At 46.6% G+C, this 17,128-nt stretch carries 13 protein-coding genes; 5 read left to right on the top strand and 8 right to left on the bottom strand.

Annotated elements, in window-relative coordinates; translation table 11 throughout:
* Positions 1–128: 128 nt before the first annotated feature.
* Positions 129–1,484, bottom strand: coding sequence for a PhoPQ-activated pathogenicity-related family protein (locus ACO08K_RS24715; protein ID WP_421799161.1), 1,356 nt, complete (start codon positions 1,482–1,484; stop codon positions 129–131).
* 101 nt (positions 1,485–1,585) lie between these two features.
* Here ACO08K_RS24715 and ACO08K_RS24710 point away from each other — a divergent pair, with 101 nt between their 5' ends.
* Positions 1,586–2,767 carry a sialidase family protein gene (locus tag ACO08K_RS24710; RefSeq protein WP_421799160.1) on the top strand — a complete coding sequence of 394 codons (1,182 nt, stop codon included), beginning with the start codon at positions 1,586–1,588 and terminating at the stop codon, positions 2,765–2,767.
* Positions 2,767–4,986: a hypothetical protein gene (locus tag ACO08K_RS24705; RefSeq protein WP_421799159.1), complete on the top strand. Its 2,220-nt coding sequence runs from the start codon at positions 2,767–2,769 to the stop codon at positions 4,984–4,986. Before ACO08K_RS24710 ends, ACO08K_RS24705 begins: the two co-directional genes overlap by 1 nt.
* Before the next feature lie 83 nt (positions 4,987–5,069).
* Here ACO08K_RS24705 and ACO08K_RS24700 read toward each other — a convergent pair whose 3' ends face one another.
* The 5 genes from ACO08K_RS24700 to ACO08K_RS24680 form a co-directional block, all read right to left on the bottom strand.
* Positions 5,070–5,903 (bottom strand): DMT family transporter, encoded by an 834-nt coding sequence (locus ACO08K_RS24700; protein ID WP_421799158.1) that lies wholly within the window; start codon positions 5,901–5,903, stop codon positions 5,070–5,072.
* 217 nt (positions 5,904–6,120) lie between these two features.
* Positions 6,121–7,476, bottom strand: a complete 1,356-nt coding sequence (locus ACO08K_RS24695) for a D-arabinono-1,4-lactone oxidase (protein WP_421799157.1) — start codon at positions 7,474–7,476, stop codon at positions 6,121–6,123.
* 193 nt (positions 7,477–7,669) lie between these two features.
* Complete coding sequence (locus ACO08K_RS24690; RefSeq protein WP_421799156.1) at positions 7,670–8,326, bottom strand: hypothetical protein; 657 nt, start codon at positions 8,324–8,326, stop codon at positions 7,670–7,672.
* Between the two features lie 64 nt (positions 8,327–8,390).
* Positions 8,391–8,954 carry a GNAT family N-acetyltransferase gene (locus ACO08K_RS24685; RefSeq protein ID WP_421799155.1) on the bottom strand — a complete coding sequence of 188 codons (564 nt, stop codon included), beginning with the start codon at positions 8,952–8,954 and terminating at the stop codon, positions 8,391–8,393.
* Between the two features lie 67 nt (positions 8,955–9,021).
* Positions 9,022–10,401, bottom strand: coding sequence for an FAD-binding oxidoreductase (locus ACO08K_RS24680; RefSeq protein WP_421799154.1), 1,380 nt, complete (start codon positions 10,399–10,401; stop codon positions 9,022–9,024).
* A gap of 171 nt (positions 10,402–10,572) precedes the next feature.
* On the opposite strand from ACO08K_RS24680, the gene ACO08K_RS24675 reads away from it, so the two are divergent.
* From ACO08K_RS24675 to ACO08K_RS24665, 3 genes are all read left to right on the top strand, one after another.
* Entirely contained in the window at positions 10,573–12,426 is a 1,854-nt protein-coding gene (locus ACO08K_RS24675; protein WP_421799153.1) for a carboxylesterase/lipase family protein, read from the top strand.
* Between the two features lie 64 nt (positions 12,427–12,490).
* Positions 12,491–12,670, top strand: a complete 180-nt coding sequence (locus tag ACO08K_RS24670; RefSeq protein WP_421799152.1) for a hypothetical protein — start codon at positions 12,491–12,493, stop codon at positions 12,668–12,670.
* A gap of 895 nt (positions 12,671–13,565) precedes the next feature.
* Positions 13,566–14,363, top strand: coding sequence for a hypothetical protein (locus ACO08K_RS24665; RefSeq protein ID WP_421799151.1), 798 nt, complete (start codon positions 13,566–13,568; stop codon positions 14,361–14,363).
* A 36-nt stretch (positions 14,364–14,399) separates the two neighbouring features.
* Here ACO08K_RS24665 and ACO08K_RS24660 read toward each other — a convergent pair whose 3' ends face one another.
* Both ACO08K_RS24660 and ACO08K_RS24655 read right to left on the bottom strand, forming a co-directional pair.
* A complete protein-coding gene (locus ACO08K_RS24660; protein ID WP_421799150.1) occupies positions 14,400–14,696 on the bottom strand; it encodes a hypothetical protein in 297 nt (98 codons plus the stop codon).
* An 84-nt stretch (positions 14,697–14,780) separates the two neighbouring features.
* Positions 14,781–17,054 carry a family 20 glycosylhydrolase gene (locus tag ACO08K_RS24655; protein ID WP_421799149.1) on the bottom strand — a complete coding sequence of 758 codons (2,274 nt, stop codon included), beginning with the start codon at positions 17,052–17,054 and terminating at the stop codon, positions 14,781–14,783.
* Positions 17,055–17,128: the final 74 nt, after the last annotated feature.

Genomic DNA, 17,128 nt, shown 5'->3' with positions numbered 1-17,128 from the left:
TTGATTTGAAGTGGCAAAATTACACTAAATGATGAGTTGTGGGGAGAAAAAGTTGCCAAATAGAGATGAAAGATGAGAGATGAAAGCAGTTGTCAGGTTTTTCATCTCTCATCTCTCATCTTTCATCTTTACAGAACTCCTGCTGCATCACAAACATACACACGTGTACTGGTCGTAAACGTTCCACCGTTCGGGTCTTTGTACTTCAAATCCAAATAAAAGGCCTGATATCCTTTTTTAGGGTAGGGTAGCGTGGCTTTAATGACATTGGTCCCACTGAGTTTGATGTTTTTGCTGAGCCAAAGGTTGTTGCGGAAATCACGATCAGAAGAAGTGGTAGCCCACAAGGTGGTTTCCACCAGGTCTTGAGTCGGCGCATTGACGGTAAGTTCTACACCCTCCAAAACCTCGTTGACTGCCCAGGTGCAATGTGGATAAGCCTTATTTGTAATAGTTAGGCCAAAAAAAGCGCTAAGGGCCTCAAAAGCCTGTTTACCGCCCCCCAGGTTGTGACCCACGTTGGGCACATAATGAATCATGTTTTTACCCGGAATCTGGTCGTAATAGTGTTTGATGGCATCCACAGTCCAATATTCATCATTGGTGCCAATAAAGATCATCTTGGGCACGGTGAGCTTGCTGCGGTAAGAATAGGGATCAATCATGGCCGTGATGGCTTTTCCATCCTCCGTATCTGTATTTTGGGGAATGCCCAACTTAACGTAGTCTTCAATCTGCACGCTGTATTCACCGTAAGTTTTGAATTGATAATCCAGGGTAGCGGGCATGTTGAGCATATCGATGACCATTGGAGCGATGGCTTTTACCCGTTGGTCGTCGATGGCTGCACTTAGCCAGGTGGTCCAGCCGCGTTTGGAAGCGCCGGTTACCACAAAATTATTGACAGTGTGCTTGACCTTTTGTTTGCTGAATTCCTGTACGGCATCCATGGCTTTTACAGCCGATTTGACCATCGGAAACAACAGGGGCCAGGTATAATCTTTATCCCCTTTGAATTGGTGCAACGTATGCGAAATGAGTTCATCCTCGGTCATGGTGCCGTACAAGGGTTGATTGGGTACCTGTTTGATTAAAGCGACGATGCCTTTGTTTTTTTCAGCGATACCCGCCAAGGGTGCCCAGAGCTGATCGGCACTACTCCAATTGGGTTGCTCAGCTTTGTTGGAACCACCCGTGATAAAAAGTAAAGCCCCGTCGTATTGGGTAGTACTGGGGACAAAGACGGTTAGCTGGTGTCGCCAGGTGTATTCCCGCCATTTTTGCGAAGTCAGGAGCAAATGGTAGGCTTTTACCGTACCCAATGTGGTAGAATCTTTCAAAACCCATTGATAGGACTTATCCTTGGCATCAATGTAGCTTTTTAGTGCGGTTTGTGGACTTACCTTGTTCTGAGCACAAGCCAGGGTGCTGATCAAGAACCCCAGGAGCAGGAAGAGGCTGATTTTTTTTAGGTAGAACTTCATGTGGACTGAAAATTTTATCCAATAATAATGATTAATTTGTGATTCAACACCATTTAGCCCATTTCTTAGGTAGTGGGAGCGTATTAAAAGGCACCGATCGCATGTTGAGAAAAAATACTTGTCTGCTTATCGCCTGGTTTGGGTTGATTTTTGCCTTTGGCCAAACGCCTATTTTTGAAAAATCCATGCTGATTTTTCCCCTCCAGGACAAACATGTTCACGGCAGTAGCCTCGTCCACCTGCCCAATGGTGACCTGCTGGCGGTTTGGTTTTACGGCAGTGGAGAACGTACATCCGACGATGTCAAAATCATGGGAGCACGCCTGGAAAAAGGCAAAACGAGTTGGAGCGAACCCTTTTTGATGGCGGATACCCCGAATTTACCCGATTGTAACCCGGTTTTGTTTTTGAATCAAGACAACACCCTCTTTTTGGCCTGGATTGCGGTACAAGCCAACAAATGGGAGCAATCAATTTTGCGTTTTCGTACTTCTACCGATTACCTAAAAAGTGGCCCACCGATTTGGAACTGGCAGGACAACATCTTGCTCAAACCCGATGCCCGTTTTGCCGAAGAAGTGGCCAAACAATTCAAATTATTGCCCGAAAACCCGGCAGGTTGGGCGGAATACGCTCCTTCCTACGACAAAATGATCATTACCGCAAGCCAGGACCCCATCAAGCGCAGCATCGGCTGGATGACGCGGATCAAACCCCTGATCATTGGTTCCCGGATCATCCTGCCGCTGTATTCAGATGGTTTTAATTTTTCGCTAATGGCCATTTCGGAGGACAAAGGTCAGACTTGGCGCCCCAGTTTGCCGCTGGTGGGGCGTGGCCCGATTCAACCAGCTCTGGTGCAAAAAAAGGATGGAAAATTACTCGCCTACCTGCGTGACAGCGGGGACGCGCCTCCACGCGTGCAAGTGAGTGAGTCCAGTGATTTGGGCGAAAGTTGGTCGCCGGCTACAAAAACCGAAATTCCCAATACCGCCAGTGTTGAATTGTTACGGCTTCTGGATGGCAAATGGGCCTTTGTGGGCAATGACCTGGAAGATGGCCGCTACCGCCTGAGTTTGTTTCTTTCGGATGACGAAGGTAAAAGCTGGAAATGGAAAACTGCGCTGGAAAATGTAACGAAGGGAGAGGGGAGTTTTTCGTATCCTTGTTTGATTCAGACGGGGGATGGCCTATTGCATCTGACGTATTCTTACCATTTGAAAAGCGATCAAAAATCGATTAAATATTTAGTCGTTGATCCAAAAAAAATCCTCAAATCCTGATGAAAACCAAGCTGAAATCAATTGGCCTTTGTGCAATATTGTGGTGCTGTCTGGCAAGTTTATCAGCACAAACCAAACAACCCTTCCACCTCGACCAAGCTTTTATCCAAGACTACAGCGTCAAATATTATCTACCCGATCAGGGCGATCTCCAATTTGGAAAGGCTTTCGCCGACCGCAATGGTGTCATCAAAGTTTATTCCTCGGCTGGCTTGTTTCAGCCCTACAATGGCCGTTTTTTGTACCCCGGCACTTTGGAGCCCGATCAAACATATCGAACCCTGGCGCATAAAAAAATTGCCGCAATGGCACTGCACCAGAATCAGTTTGTCTTTCTCGATGAGCAAACTGTGCTGAGCAATGCCTGGGCGGGTACCTTATTGGTTAAACACAATTTACCTAAGGCCAGGTTATTGGAAGCTGGCCCAGAATTTGCCTTCCTCATTTCCGATGGCCAGCAATTACACTACCTACTGAATTCTCAAACCCTTTGGCAAAGCCAATTACCGGATGACGAAGTGCTAAACCTGCGTTGGCAAAAAAGCACTCAACTATTTTGGATTTTGGGCAAAAAGGGGCTGTATCGCTTTTCTCCAAGTTCCTCAAACCTGCAAAAACTATGTGCTGGTGTTGGCTTCACCGCCTTTGATTTTAGCCCCGATCAACAAAAAATCATCATTGGTAGCAACGATGGCTATCAAGTTTTTGATCTTAAAACTCAGGCCCTGGGTACCAAACAACAACGCATCCCAGTCCCCAACATCACGGTTGTACAAACCATCGGGGATAAAGTCTGGTTCGGTAGCAACAACGGTGCTTTTGCCCTACGCAAAGACGGCAAATTTGACTATTACCAAGGCGAGCGCTGGCTGCCCGGCAATGAAATACTCCACATAGCGGAAGGACCGGAGCGTTCCGTTTTGATTTTGACCCAAAAGGGCCTGGCGCAAATCCAGTTTCAGCCCATGACTTTAAAAGAGAAAGCAGTTTTTTTTGAAACCCAGGTGCGCACCCGTCACATCCGCAATGGGTTTAATGCCACTTTAAGCGGCATGGAAAAAGGCAATTTTGCCACTGGCTACCTCGAAGATTCCGACAACGATGGCTTGTGGACTTCGATGTACCTGGGTGCAGAGATTTTCCGTTACAAGGTCACCAAAGACCCCGAAGCCTTGCAAAATTGCCGGGAATCCCTGGATGCCATGGAGCGTTTGTATACGGTCAATCCAATTCCTGGCTTTCCTGCCCGCTCTTTTGAACGCCGGGGTTACATCCCCCAACTTGCGGATCCCGATCGTTGGCAGCCATCACCTGATGCGGAATGGGATTGGAAATCAACCACCAGCAGCGATGAAGCCATTGGCCATATTTTTGCCTATGGGGCAATGGCAGAGTTGATCGATGACCCAACTTTGAAAAAACGCGCCATCGTACTGATTGACACCCTGATGTCCCACATCCTTAAAAACGACCTTTACCTGATTGATTACGATGGAAAACCCACTACCTGGGGGCGTTGGAACCCCAGCTACGTCAATGCTTTGCCTACCAATGTTGGCGACCGCAAGTTGAATGCTTCGAACATCATCGCCATGTTGCAAACAGCCTATTTTTTCACCAAGAAGACCAAGTACCGGGACAAAGCCTTCGAACTGCTGAACAAACAAGGTTATTTTGAAAACCTGATGCGGCCGATGAGCCAAATTGGATACGCACCCGAAGAAGCCAATGATTTGAGCAAAGTATTATCCGATTCCTGGAACCACTCGGATGATGAAATGTACTTCCCGGGCTATTGGGGCCTTTACCGCTATGCCCTGAATGATACCCTCAAAAGACACTATCGCAAGGCCATCCTCGATCATTGGCAAACTGAAAGACCCGAAAAAGAGGGACTCTGGAATATTGTTACTGCTTTGACGGGCACGGCTAATTTTGATTTAAAGGAAGCGATTTGGTACCTGCAAGAACACCCTCTGGATTTGATCAGCTGGGAAATTGCCAACAGTCACCGCCAGGACATTGAAAAAATGGCCCCGAATTTTCGTAGCCAAACCTTAATGGAAGTGCTTCCTCCCGACGAGCGACCGATTCAGCGACACAATGCCAACATGTTTAACCTGGATCGAAAAAAGGGAAATGGCAACGAAGAACACAGTGCAGGTGATATCTGGTTGTTGCCGTATTGGTTGGGGCGCTATCTTGGAGTGATCAAATGAAGGGCGTAGAAGACAAAATTAGGGGTTGGGTACAATGCCGGATGGTAGAGACGCACGGCCGTGCGTCTTCTAATCCAAATAATTTACCGTTTCAAAACCACCAATCCAATCCCCCCCAATATCGCCACCGAAGCCAAAACCAACCTCAAACTGAGGGGCTCACCCAAAAAAACAATCCCACCCAGAGCTGCAATCACCGGTACACTGAGTTGCAAAGTCGCCGCATTGCTGGTTTTTAAAGAAGGCAAGACCGTATACCAAAATATATACCCCAAGCCTGAAGTAATGCCGCCTGAAACCAAAGCATAAAAAACTCCTAGCGGGTCAAGTTCTACTTGTTTAAACAGCAAAAGACTCAATACAATCGCCAGCGGAGCAGCCCGCAAAAAATTACCCGCTGAAACCTTAGTTGGATCACCAGCACCACGACCCCGCAGGGAATAAACTCCCCAAGTGGCTCCGGCCACACACATCAAAACCGCAGAACCGAGTGGGGGAGCAGCCAGCCCGGGCAATACCAGACCTACCAGTCCAGCGAGTGCCAGAATTAAGCCGAGCCATTGTAAGAATCGTAGCTTTTCTCCTTTCCATAAGCCATAGCCGATCATCGTTGCCTGTACTGCACCAAACAGAATCAATGCACCCGTACCAGCGGTGAGCTTTACGTAGGCAAAGGAGAAGGCTGCGGCATAGGCAAATAGAGCCATTGCTGACAGCCAGTTTCCACGACCTTCTTGTTTTCGTTTGCGCAGGTTTGCAACCACCCAAAGCACAATGGCTCCAGCGATGAGCCGAATGCAGGTGAAACTGGCGGGGTCGATGTAGGTTTGTTTCAGGGCAATGCGGCAGAGTAGGGAGTTGCTGGCAAAAGCAAGTAGGGAGAGGACGGTGAGTAGGATGATTCGGGTGAGTGGCATAAAAGAGGTTTCCCAAGGTTAAAAAGGCTAAAGCGACAGCGACATATTTTCACAGAGAATACACAAAGGACCACAGAGGGCACAAAGTTAAACGTTGATAAGGTTTTCTGCCCGAAATGATGTACTTATGAGCGTTGCTTCGTCAACGTCTAACTTTGTGTCCTTTGTGCTGTCTTTGTGTTCTTTGTGAAAATTATGTCGCTTTGGGATACGATCCTCAGCTCTCGTAGATGTTCAAATCCAGATAAGCATTGCGCAACTTCCCTTCAGGATCAAACTGCTTCACCAACTTGATGAAATCCCCATATTTTGGATAACGTTCGTGCAAAACCTGCGGAGCCATGGTGAACAACTTTCCCCAGTGTGGCCGCACTTGAAATGGAGCTAGCTCCGCTTCAATCATCGGCAGGAGTGCAGTCACTTCTTTGGTATGTTGTTTCCAGGTGAAGTGGATGGCTACACAATCCCGTTGATAGGCTGGGCTCATCCAAAAATCATCAGCGGCAATGCTGCGGATTTCACTGATCATCAATTGGGGATAAATCAGATCCCCCTTTTTCTCCAGGGCCAAAATGGCTTCCACCGCATTTTCGCGGGGGACAAAGTATTCTGCCTGCAATTCTTTGCCGCTGCTAGGGGTGAACCCCATTTTGAAGTGGGGCAAACGTTCGTACCAAGGCCCGGGAACCCCCATTTGATCGGTGCAGTTTTCAGCGGACAAACTGGTGATGGGGTGCAAGTTTTTTGTTGCTGCTTTAGCTCCATAAAAATCAGCACCCAGGTCTTTGGTTTCGGCATCCACTTTGCGCTTTACCCAAATTTGGCTGACCAGCTTTTTTTGCCAATCGGTAAACAAACTCACGCTGTAACCACTGGACATAATTGCTTCAAAATTGTCTTGTAAGGATTGCAGTGGCAAGTCCTGGAAAAGATCCTGCCGCACTTGAAAAGTATCCTGCAAATCTAGGGTAACTTTGGTTACGATCCCTAATGCGCCCAAGCCAACTACTGCGCCTGCAAATTCAGTTGAATTGTTTTTTCGGCTCAGGTTGATCAATTCGCCGGAAGGCGTAACCATTTCAATGGCTGATACTGCGGTGGCAAGGTTCCCATTGGTAACTCCCGATCCATGGGTGGCAGTAGCACAGGCTCCAGCCACCGAAATATGCGGTAAGGAGGCCAGGTTGTGCAAGGCGTAGCCTTTTTGATCCAGCTCCTGTGCGAATTGTCCATAGCGGGCGCCAGCCTCTACGGTAACCGTTTTGGCTTTTTCATCAATAGCGACGACTTGATTGAGATTCGCTGTGGAAATCTGATTCAGCGGACTATCGGCAATGTCGTTGAAACAATGGCAGGAGCCCAGGGCTTTTTGCTGACCCAGCTTTTTGACCAGGGCCTGCACTTCTTCAACTGTTTTGGGTTGGTGGAGGTTTTCGGCTTTGTAGGTATAATTCCCGGCCCAGTTTGTGCGCATCGTTTTGATTTTTGGAGTTGGCGTGCAAGAAGTCAGCGGTGCAACCAAAGCACCTGCCACTGCAATGGCGGATGTTTTCAGGAAAGATTTCCGTTTCATGTTGATCTAATAGTAGTTGAAAAGGATGGAACTGCAAAATCACCACGAGTATAAGCAAAAATCCTCACAATTAAACCTTTACTTCATAGCAATGAAAATCTTGCTCAGTATATACTTTCCTTCCAATCCCACAACACTAGGGCGCTTGCTATTAGTTAGAGAGGTTTTGACATCATGATCGGAATAAAGACAATCACTCAATTCGCTCAAGTTTGTAGAATTTATTGTCCCCCAAAAACCTGAAGCCTATAATGCCTTCTTCAAAAGTAAAATAGTATTTAGGGTTTGAAAATTTATCAATATAAACGTTTTTGAAACTTTTGTTGTGAATAGTAAAAGTAGGTGTATAGTCAACACTTCCAATCTGAATATCTGGCCAGGTTCTTTTGTCAATGACTATAGCATTTGTGAATCCAGGCAATGCAAAGTCATCTTTGAGATAGTCTATAAAGGCTACGTCCGCCATGAATTTAGAGGGATCGCGCAGAAAATCTGGAAAAATATGAAATCGTATAGAGAATTTTCCAGGTATACCAGCAATGGATAAAAAACCTGTGATGACTTGCATCCGTCCTGATGCGGGTATTTTCGCTTCGGGATTGCTTTTACAAGGTACGTCACCAGAAATTCCTGCAAAAGGACGCCCACTGAGTTCCACAGTGCCAATATATTCATGACCTAGGCTGTCGCTAAAAATTAATTTAACTTGATCGGATTTATAAGGAAAAGCTTTTACAGAGTTGTCTAATAAATTCAATAAACCTAGATCAATGGATGCTGGGCAATTTTCTTCTGGCTGACAGCTTAAGATTGAGAAACTGAAAAAGAATAAAATAAAGCATTGTTTCATAAGGGCTATGTTTTGCGGCAAAACTATGTTTTTTATGCTAAAACTTCAGAATTTATTATCTTTTCTAATAATTTTCCTTCCAATCCCAAATCACTACCACCCATTCCGTTTGACCATTTTCCTGGTGCGAGTGGATTTCCTTAAAACCAACTCGCTGATGCCCTTTCAAAGAACGGACATTGTGGCGGGCGATTTCCGTAATGGCAAAATCGTATTTTCGACCAAAAAACTGTTTATAAGCTGCATAACAAGCATCCAAAATGCCTTGCCCCCGATAATCCTTGTCTACACAAACCTGCCCAACCACGAGGTATTTGTAATCAGCTATTTTTATTCCCTTGTATTCCAACTTGTCAAAAGATTCAAACAGGGGATCTAAAATGGCTATGTCATTTTTGGAAGCAGCGGTCATAGCAAGCAGGTAGGCGATGACACGATCCCCATCTTTAGCGATTAGGTGCGCTTCAATTTCATTGAGTTTGGCAAGTTGTTTGTAAGAGTGTTGAATGGTTACAAAGCCTTGGTTTTTAATTTCCTCCGGGGATAAATTTCGGGTTAAATTGGCTTTTTGAAGCTCCAAAACCCCCTCCAGGTCGGCTTTTGTTTGGGCAGTGGTATATGTAATCATGTGCGTCAAATTTGAAACTATTGCATAACCTTTTGATGCTTCAACAAGTTCCTAGAAGTGAAGACAATCAAAAAATTTTCCCCGGGTTTAAAATTCCATGTGGGTCCAAAGTGCTTTTTAAGTGCCGCATCAAGGCAATTTCGGCAGGGTTTCGACTCAGGTGCAGCCACTCTTTTTTCTCCAAACCTACACCGTGCTCCGCGGTGATTGAGCCACCAATCGCCGTCAATGGGCCAAATACAATCTCCTCAACCTGATGTCGAGTTGCATGGTTATTTTGCCCGCAGGACACAAACAAGTGCAAATTGCCGTCCCCCATGTGTCCGAAGACATACAAAAACACGTCGGGCCATACCGCTTTTAGCCCTTGGTGAATCTCTTGGGTGTAAGTCTCCATGGTAGAAATGGGAAGGCTAACGTCAAATAAAAAGACGGGCTGATGCACCGAAAAAATAAAATCCACTTGCTCCCGAATGCCCCAAAACCAGTCTAGTTCCTGTTGGCTTTGAGCCAGGCAGGCATCAGCAACCAGGCCACCTTCAAAAGCTTTTTCCAGCGTATCCTGAAACAATCGTTGGTCATTTTCAGGATGATACCCTGCAGTCTCAAGCAACACATAGTAAGCATGATCCTGGGGCAGGGGAGGGGCGTGCCGGGCAGGCGGAGAAGTCATCAGGCGGTAATAGTCCTGCCATAGCAATTCATAGGTAGTCAGGGTATGGCCCAGCGTTTTTTTGGCAAAATTCAAAAATTCACAGGCTTGAGCAAAACTGTTGAGGGCTAGGTAAGCAGTATTGCGGCTTAAAGGCAAAGCCTCCAGTTTGAGTACTGCCCGGGTGACGATACCCAGGGTACCCTCTGAACCAATGAACAAGTGTTTAAGGTCGTAGCCGGCATTGTTTTTTAACAAATGATTCATGGACGAAATGATGGTTCCGTTGGCAAGCACAACTTCCAAACCCAAAACCAGATTACGCGTAACGCCAAACCGCAAGGCCTGTAAACCGCCAGCATTGGTTGAAATATTGCCACCAATCATACAACTGCCCTTTGCCCCTAGGTCGAGTGGAAAAAAGAGACCGGAGGCGTTTAGCTGAATTTGGAGCTGTTGCAATACTACTCCAGCCTGCACCGTAGCCGTTTGGTTGGCTACATCCAGGGCTTCAATGGCGTTCATACGCTCCAGGCTCAGGGCGATTTCGTGTGGCTGGGTTTGCACCCCGCCCACCACATTGGTTAGACCTCCATGGGGGACAATGGCTTGTTTGGCGGCGTGGCAAATTTGTAGCGCTGTTGAAACTTCCTGGGTGGTTTGAGGCAACAGAAGGGCCCGGCATTGTAAGTTTTGAGCGTTGACCCAATTGCTGGCCATACGCTGGGAGGCTTGTTCCGCTGTTCGAACACAGTCAGGCCCCAGGGCAGCGAGAAGTTGTTGAACGATATCCATAAAGGTGAGGGTTGAAGGTAGCACAATGTACACAAATTGAGTAAACTAAGTGCCCTGAGCTTAATTTTCTAAAATAATTTTTACTCAGACGAAATTTTCTTTTTAATTTAAAATTATAAAATTAAACCAAAAGCTCATCGAATCGTCCAAGGAGACATAAAACCCAAACCTATGCTTCGATTTTTATACTTCTTCCTTTTCCTGGGCATGTTTATCACCATTTTACCTGCTCAAACGACCGTCACCACAACTTATGGCCCAATCTCCGGGATCTCAGAAGAGGGGGCTTTGGCTTTCAAAGGAATTCCCTACGCTAAACCACCAGTAGGGGAGCTACGCTGGCAAGCACCACAACCGCCAGCCCCCTGGAGCCAGACCCGGATGACCGCCGACTTTTCACCAAAATGCCCACAAAAAAACTTCAGTCCGACTCAGGATAGTGCTACCACGGAGGGGGAGGAGGATTGCCTGTACCTTAATGTGTGGACTCCAGCCTTAACTGGTAAACGGCCCGTACTATTTTTTATCCATGGTGGAGGCAATCAACAAGGCTCAGCTTCGGAAACCCTAAACGGAGGTGCCTTCCTGTACACTGGAAAATTCCTGGCTTCGCGCAAGGATGTGGTGGTCGTCACGATCAACTATCGCCTCGGTGCGCTTGGCTTCATGTCCCATCCTGCGGTAGCTGCGGCCAGTAGTTCCAAAACCTCGGGCAATTACGGCACCATGGACCAGATTCTTGCACTGGAATGGGTCAGAGACAACATTGCAAAATTTGGCGGCGATCCGGGCAATGTGATGGTATTTGGTGAATCAGCGGGAGCGGTGAATACTTCTCTTTTGTTGACCATACCCTCGGCGAAAGGGCTGTTTCATCGGGCTGGCATCCAGAGTGGTTCACCCATTGCTGCACCCTATGTTGTAGGAGAAAACTTCAGCAAATCCTTTGCCTCTCGCATGGGCTGTGCAACCGGGAGCCTGGATCAACAATTGCAATGCTTAAAAGCCCTACCCGTATCGAAAATCATCGCAGAATTGGAAAGCCCACTGTCTGGTGGCAAGGTAACCCTGGGCTGGGGCCCAGTGGTGGATGGCTTGATAATTCCAAAGGATCCAGCCTCGGTATTTTTGACTGGCCAACACAATAAAATGCCAGTCCTGATTGGCTCCAATGCCGATGAAATGTCCGCTTCCAGTCCCCTGGTGGTGACCCCGGCGCAGGTGCGCACCCTTTTCGATGCCTATGTACCAGAGGCCTATGAAGCAGAGGGTTTAACCTTATATCCTCCCGGAACGACCAATGCCCAGGCACGGCAGTCTTACATTCAAACCTTGACGGATGCCCAGTTTACGGCTCCGGCTCGCCGACTGGCGAAAGGATTGGACATTTTTCAAACGGAACCCGTTTGGAGATATCTTTTTTCCCATGCCCAGGCTGGAGTAGGGGCTATTTTTGGAGCAGCTCACGGTCTGGAATTACCCTTCCTTTTTCAAAGTATTGAGGAGACGAATTACGGAAAAAGCGCCTCATTCAACAACAACGATAAGTTAGTGGCAAAGGCGCTGATGGACTACTGGACCAACTTTGCCCGTACGGGAAATCCCAATGGCACTGGTCTCACAGTATGGCCACCATATGATTACCAAAAAGACCCTTACCTCGACATCAAATCTCCGGTGGCCAGTGCAGAAGGATTGCGTACGCAAAAAAGTGATTATTGGGACCGGGTTAGGGGAGTGGCTACGTCTACGCGGCAGCCTTTGTCACTATTGGGCGTAAAGATGGAGGTGCCGGCTTTGTATCAGGAAGGGGCGAGGATCAAGTTGAATCTGGAAGAGGGATTGAAACTTCGCCTGGAATTATTTAATTTATTGGGGCAAAAACTCGGGCAAGTTTTTGAAGGTGAATTGAGTGCAGGGGCGCATGAGCTGGATTTCCATATCCCAGAGCATGTGAGTGGGCTGGTGATTCTACGTGCTCAGGCTGGTGGCGGGAGTATGGCTGTAAAAGTGTGGAAGCAATGAGCAAAAACGGCTTGAGATAATCAGTTTATTCGAGTATTTTTGGATCAAACCAATACTTCTAGACATGGAGATAAAGGAAGAAATCAATAAAATCGTGGAGACTTTGCCAGAAGATGTACTGAGCGAATTGCTTCAGTATTTGCGGCAAATCGAAAAAGAATCTGGAGAGAAAATCCGGTTATCGTTGAATTTCAACACCATACTGGCCGAAGACGATAACTTGTTAGAACGTTTGGCTCAATGAATATCTATGAGGATTCTTTGCACTTGCATTTTATACCTACTATTGAATTCATGCTATTATGATGCATTTCCAGAAGAAAAATTCAGGATTGACAATTCATTTAGAGAACTGATAAAGCCTTACCATCCTGGAGATACTTTGGTATTTAAAAGTTCAAAAAATGAGATTGACAGTTTTTTGATCACTAAAATTGATTCTGCGATCAACAATCGAAAAGGTTACTTTATCAATGCCCGTAATTCAAAGCATATTTCTGTGAGGTATAGGCAATTCCCCACTGACCATTGGTCACTTTCACAGATCGAAATGGGTGCTAATAACTTGGAGAAGAAAGAAATAACTGAAGACGCTGATTTAGTTAGGATTGTGAGATATCCCGACACAGAATCGACCGTATTGAATTTCAATTTTAGGATTTTCCTGGGATGTGACCTAAGCGACTTAAAACCGATGCATCACGATACCTTATCAGTTAATGGGACTCTTTTTAAAAACTGTTATAAAATAGACTACTGTAAAGATCGAGATGATCATGATTTGGCAACTACGCTTGTAAGTGTTTATTCAACAGTGGCAGATGGTATAGTTGCGTATCAATACGCAGATGGGACGTGGTGGGTACGGATTAATTGACCAGAAGATTGGACCGGATTTATCTACCCTCAAATCCCAAAATACAAATTCGAACCATATAAAAAATATCTTAAACGCCCTCTAGGATTTTTACCTAATTGGGATTAAAAAAAGCACTCCACCGAAGGTTCTGCGCGAAGCAAAAAATTATGCCAGGCTTCATTGTTGGAATACCTTGATCTCCCTATCTTCCCTGCGGTTTCGGTACAATCCACTGAAATTGTTGTATACCGTAACTTACGCACCTAATACCTAACAAACCATGACCAAGACCATCTTCAGTCTTCTACTTACCCTAGCCTTATTCTCCTGCGACAGCAAAAGCACTACCTCTAAAAACCCTCAAGAGGAAAGCAAAAAGGCAATTGCGAACGAAAACATAGCCCAGTTGCAAGGGCTTTGGATTTCCGAGTCTTATCTGAAGGACATCGAAACAAGCAAATCCATTTACAGCAGCAGAGACTACCGCACCAAAGTCCAAGGATTTACACTTGATGCAAAGAATTTGCAGACCGACTCGGCATTTTTGGAAGGGTTTACCCCCCACGAAATTGGCTACAGCAGCCCCATCAAATACGACAGTGTTAAGAGCAAATTTGTAAATGACCTGACTCGACTTTCGGATTTCCCTGCTTTTTCGGACCCGTTTGAACTGGACTATGATGGAAACAATCATTTAAAAATGTATTTCCCGCAGACAAAAACCTTCGATGAATACCGGAAAGTGGATACGGACTTACAAACCGAATTGAGGAAAATATTGATTGCGGGAAAGTACAAAACCACCACGAAACCTGCCGAAATCCAGTTCGATAATGATGGCAAAGTCCACAACTTTAAAGACTTCAAATACTACGAATTGATCACCGACTTCGGAGAAGGGATCGAGTACGATGCCATTATTTTTTTTAAAACATTGGACGGGGGCAATTGGGTCGATGGCGAAATTTACCATTTTAAAGTTGTTCCCAGTGGATTACAATTGCAACTCCTGAAACCAAACTGGGAAACCATGGAACATGTAATCAGTAAGGAGATACTTGCGCTGCAACGGAAATAGCGGTAGAAGCGGGCTGGAATCGCAGCGTATTCTGGCCTAAATCCCAAAATATAAATTCGAATACACCTCCATCATCACGCCCTTCCGCACTTCATCCAACTCAGTGAGGTGTGAAGGCAAGTGTTTCTCGATGGCACCCGCCGCCTGTAACTTTTGCTTCCAGGTTTTTTCAAGGGCAGTCAGGGTGTAGCTATTGCGGGGACAGATTTTGCTGCTGAGCGCAATCGCCTCGTCCAGTAATTCAGCGATGGGTTCAAAAGCATTGTCGCTGACTTCGATGTTTTCCAGTTCCTGGTAAACGTCGGTTAAGGTTTTTTTGGTTATGCCGTACATTGATGTATCATTTCGGATTTGGGATTTCAGATCTCGGTTGCTAAGGTGTGCTCTGGCCGAAATCCGGAATCCCCAAATCTGCAATTATTCTATAACAATTTCATCCACAAACAACCAGGCTTTACTGCCTGCTCCGGGCGCTCCTGCTGGAATCTCCCCGTAGTTGCTGACTTCCAGTTTCAGGTAACGGCCCTTGGCGTTTTTCAGCGCCAAATTTAGCGGAACAATTTTGTCTGTGCCTACGCTAACCACGCTGCTTTGGCTTTTGCCAAAATTTTCCCCATCGTTGCTCCAACTTACCTTTACGTCCTTGGGCGCATACACCCATTGGCCTGGATTGTTGAAAAAACGAAGCTTCAATTGTTTGAGGCTGCTCGCTTTGCCGAGGTCGATTACCGCACTGAAGTCTTTGCCAGAAAATCCCAACCATTCTGCGTCGTTGAATCGCTGATCGCTACCAATCACTCCGTTGATGATGGAGCCTGGCCCGCCTGCGCTGTATTGTTTGGCAGGTTCGGAGTTCAAAGTAATTTTTTTGCCCGCAGCTTTGTGGAAACTCAACTCCAAGCTGGCTGAACGTCCAACAGCTTGTCCATCCTGGAAAGTTTGAAACACATATTTCCCACTTTGGGTGATGGCCTGAGTGGCGTCTACTACCGGGCTGCTCGCGGTAGGGTTGCTGCCATTGTTGCTGTAGCGAATACTGCCTTGTTTGGCGGGATTGGAGGCCTCAAATTTGACTCCATTTCCTTCCACTTTCGCCATGGCCTTTACATCATACAAGTGATTGCCAAAATTGTAGCCTTCTTTTTTCCAACGCTGCATGTGTACCGCCAGGCGTTGCACAAAATCGGGGAAGTTTTTGCGACTTTCGCCCGACCAGGTTGTTTCCGCCAAGGCTTGGGCGCGGGGCGAAAACATGTACTGTAACTTGGATTCGGTGCTGATGTATTCGGTCCAAAGATTGGCTTGTGCACCCAGGATGTATTTGGCTTGCTCCGCATTCAATTCAGCCGGAATGGGATTGTAGCTGTATACTTTTTCCAGGGGCAAAAAGCCGCCGATGGCCAATGGCTCATCGGCGTGTAAAGATTGGTAGTAATCGAGATAACAGTAGGAGGTAGGCGTCATGATGACATCGTGCCCTTGTTTGGCTGCTTCAATGCCACCTTCGGTGCCCCGCCAGGACATCACTGTAGCATTCGGTGCCAGGCCTCCCTCCAATATTTCATCCCAGCCGATGATTTGCCGGCCGTGTTGGTTCAAAAACTTTTCCATCCTCCGAATGAAGTAGCTTTGCAACTCGTGCTCATCCTTTAGTTTTTCCCGTTTGATGATGGCCTGCGCAGTGGCATTGGTTTTCCACTGATCCTTGGGGCATTCATCGCCACCAATGTGGATATAGGGACTGGGAAAAAGAGCCATGACCTCGGTGAGTACATTTTCCAGAAAGGCAAAGGTAGCTTCATTGGGACAAAATACATTTTTTGAAACACCCCATACCGTACCCACTTCCAGTTTGGTATCGAGGCAACCCAATTCGGGGTAAGCGGCAATTGCCGCTTGGGCATGGCCAGGCATTTCAATCTCAGGAATCACGGTAATGAAACGTTTGCGGGCGTACTCCACAATGTCTTTCACTTCTTCCTGGGTGTAATATCCGCCGTGTTTTTGGCCGTCAAATTGACGGGTGGCACTGCTGAGATGTCCAGCGGCTGTCTCCTTACGCCAGGCGGCTACTTCCTGCAGTTTGGGGTATTTTTTGATTTCAATGCGCCAGCCCTGGTCTTCCGTCAAGTGCCAATGGAAGCGGTTGATTTTGTACCGCGCCAACATATCGATGAAGGCCTTGACTTGGTCAACTGGGAAAAAATAACGCCCAACGTCCAGCATCGCTCCCCGATAGGCAAAGGCTGGGTGGTCTTCAATATCTACTGCGGCAAGCTTGGTACTTGCGGTAGCTTGAACGGGAAAAAGCTGGATCAGGGTTTGAATGCCGTAAAACAAGCCCGCAGGTTGCCAGGCTTGAATTTTGATTTGATCCCCGCTGATTTGCAGGCGATAACCTTCGGCCTTACTTACCCCTGGAGTCAGTTCCAGTACAATATTGTTTTTGTCCAGCTTACCAGTTGACAAGCTATAACCTGCATATTTGCTCAACCATTGATTGAAGTAGTTGCTGGCCAGTGCGATTTGCTCGTTGTTGAGGTCAAAGCGCAGGGTGGTTTGGGCATTTAATTCAAATTGGCCGGCCTTGGGGGTGATTTTTTGTGGGATGGGAATAATGGGAAGGGTAGGGGATTGGGCGTTGGTGAATACGCTCAAAAATAGGGATAAGTAAACAAGAAGGTGTTTCATGCAATCTGATTTGACTAAGGTGCCTCTTAAGTGCCTTAGGTTTCTTAGGTGGTAAAAAAAATTCTTCACCACCT

It is taken from the genome of Haliscomenobacter sp. (genome assembly GCF_965225875.1).
Classification (GTDB): Bacteria; Bacteroidota; Bacteroidia; order Chitinophagales; family Saprospiraceae; genus Haliscomenobacter.
The sequence above is the reverse complement of the archived record's forward strand: the minus strand, read 5'-3'. Positions and strand labels throughout refer to the sequence as shown.

Excerpts from the sequence above, each read along its gene's own strand:
- ACO08K_RS24715 (WP_421799161.1), bottom strand. The coding sequence starts at position 1,484 with ATGAAGTTCTACCTAAAAAAAATCAGCCTCTTCCTGCTCCTGGGGTTC.
- ACO08K_RS24710 (WP_421799160.1), top strand. The coding sequence starts at position 1,586 with ATGTTGAGAAAAAATACTTGTCTGCTTATCGCCTGGTTTGGGTTGATT.
- ACO08K_RS24705 (WP_421799159.1), top strand. The coding sequence starts at position 2,767 with ATGAAAACCAAGCTGAAATCAATTGGCCTTTGTGCAATATTGTGGTGC.
- ACO08K_RS24700 (WP_421799158.1), bottom strand. The coding sequence starts at position 5,903 with ATGCCACTCACCCGAATCATCCTACTCACCGTCCTCTCCCTACTTGCT.
- ACO08K_RS24695 (WP_421799157.1), bottom strand. The coding sequence starts at position 7,476 with ATGAAACGGAAATCTTTCCTGAAAACATCCGCCATTGCAGTGGCAGGT.
- ACO08K_RS24690 (WP_421799156.1), bottom strand. The coding sequence starts at position 8,326 with ATGAAACAATGCTTTATTTTATTCTTTTTCAGTTTCTCAATCTTAAGC.
- ACO08K_RS24685 (WP_421799155.1), bottom strand. The coding sequence starts at position 8,954 with ATGATTACATATACCACTGCCCAAACAAAAGCCGACCTGGAGGGGGTT.
- ACO08K_RS24680 (WP_421799154.1), bottom strand. The coding sequence starts at position 10,401 with ATGGATATCGTTCAACAACTTCTCGCTGCCCTGGGGCCTGACTGTGTT.
- ACO08K_RS24675 (WP_421799153.1), top strand. The coding sequence starts at position 10,573 with ATGCTTCGATTTTTATACTTCTTCCTTTTCCTGGGCATGTTTATCACC.
- ACO08K_RS24670 (WP_421799152.1), top strand. The coding sequence starts at position 12,491 with ATGGAGATAAAGGAAGAAATCAATAAAATCGTGGAGACTTTGCCAGAA.
- ACO08K_RS24665 (WP_421799151.1), top strand. The coding sequence starts at position 13,566 with ATGACCAAGACCATCTTCAGTCTTCTACTTACCCTAGCCTTATTCTCC.
- ACO08K_RS24660 (WP_421799150.1), bottom strand. The coding sequence starts at position 14,696 with ATGTACGGCATAACCAAAAAAACCTTAACCGACGTTTACCAGGAACTG.
- ACO08K_RS24655 (WP_421799149.1), bottom strand. The coding sequence starts at position 17,054 with ATGAAACACCTTCTTGTTTACTTATCCCTATTTTTGAGCGTATTCACC.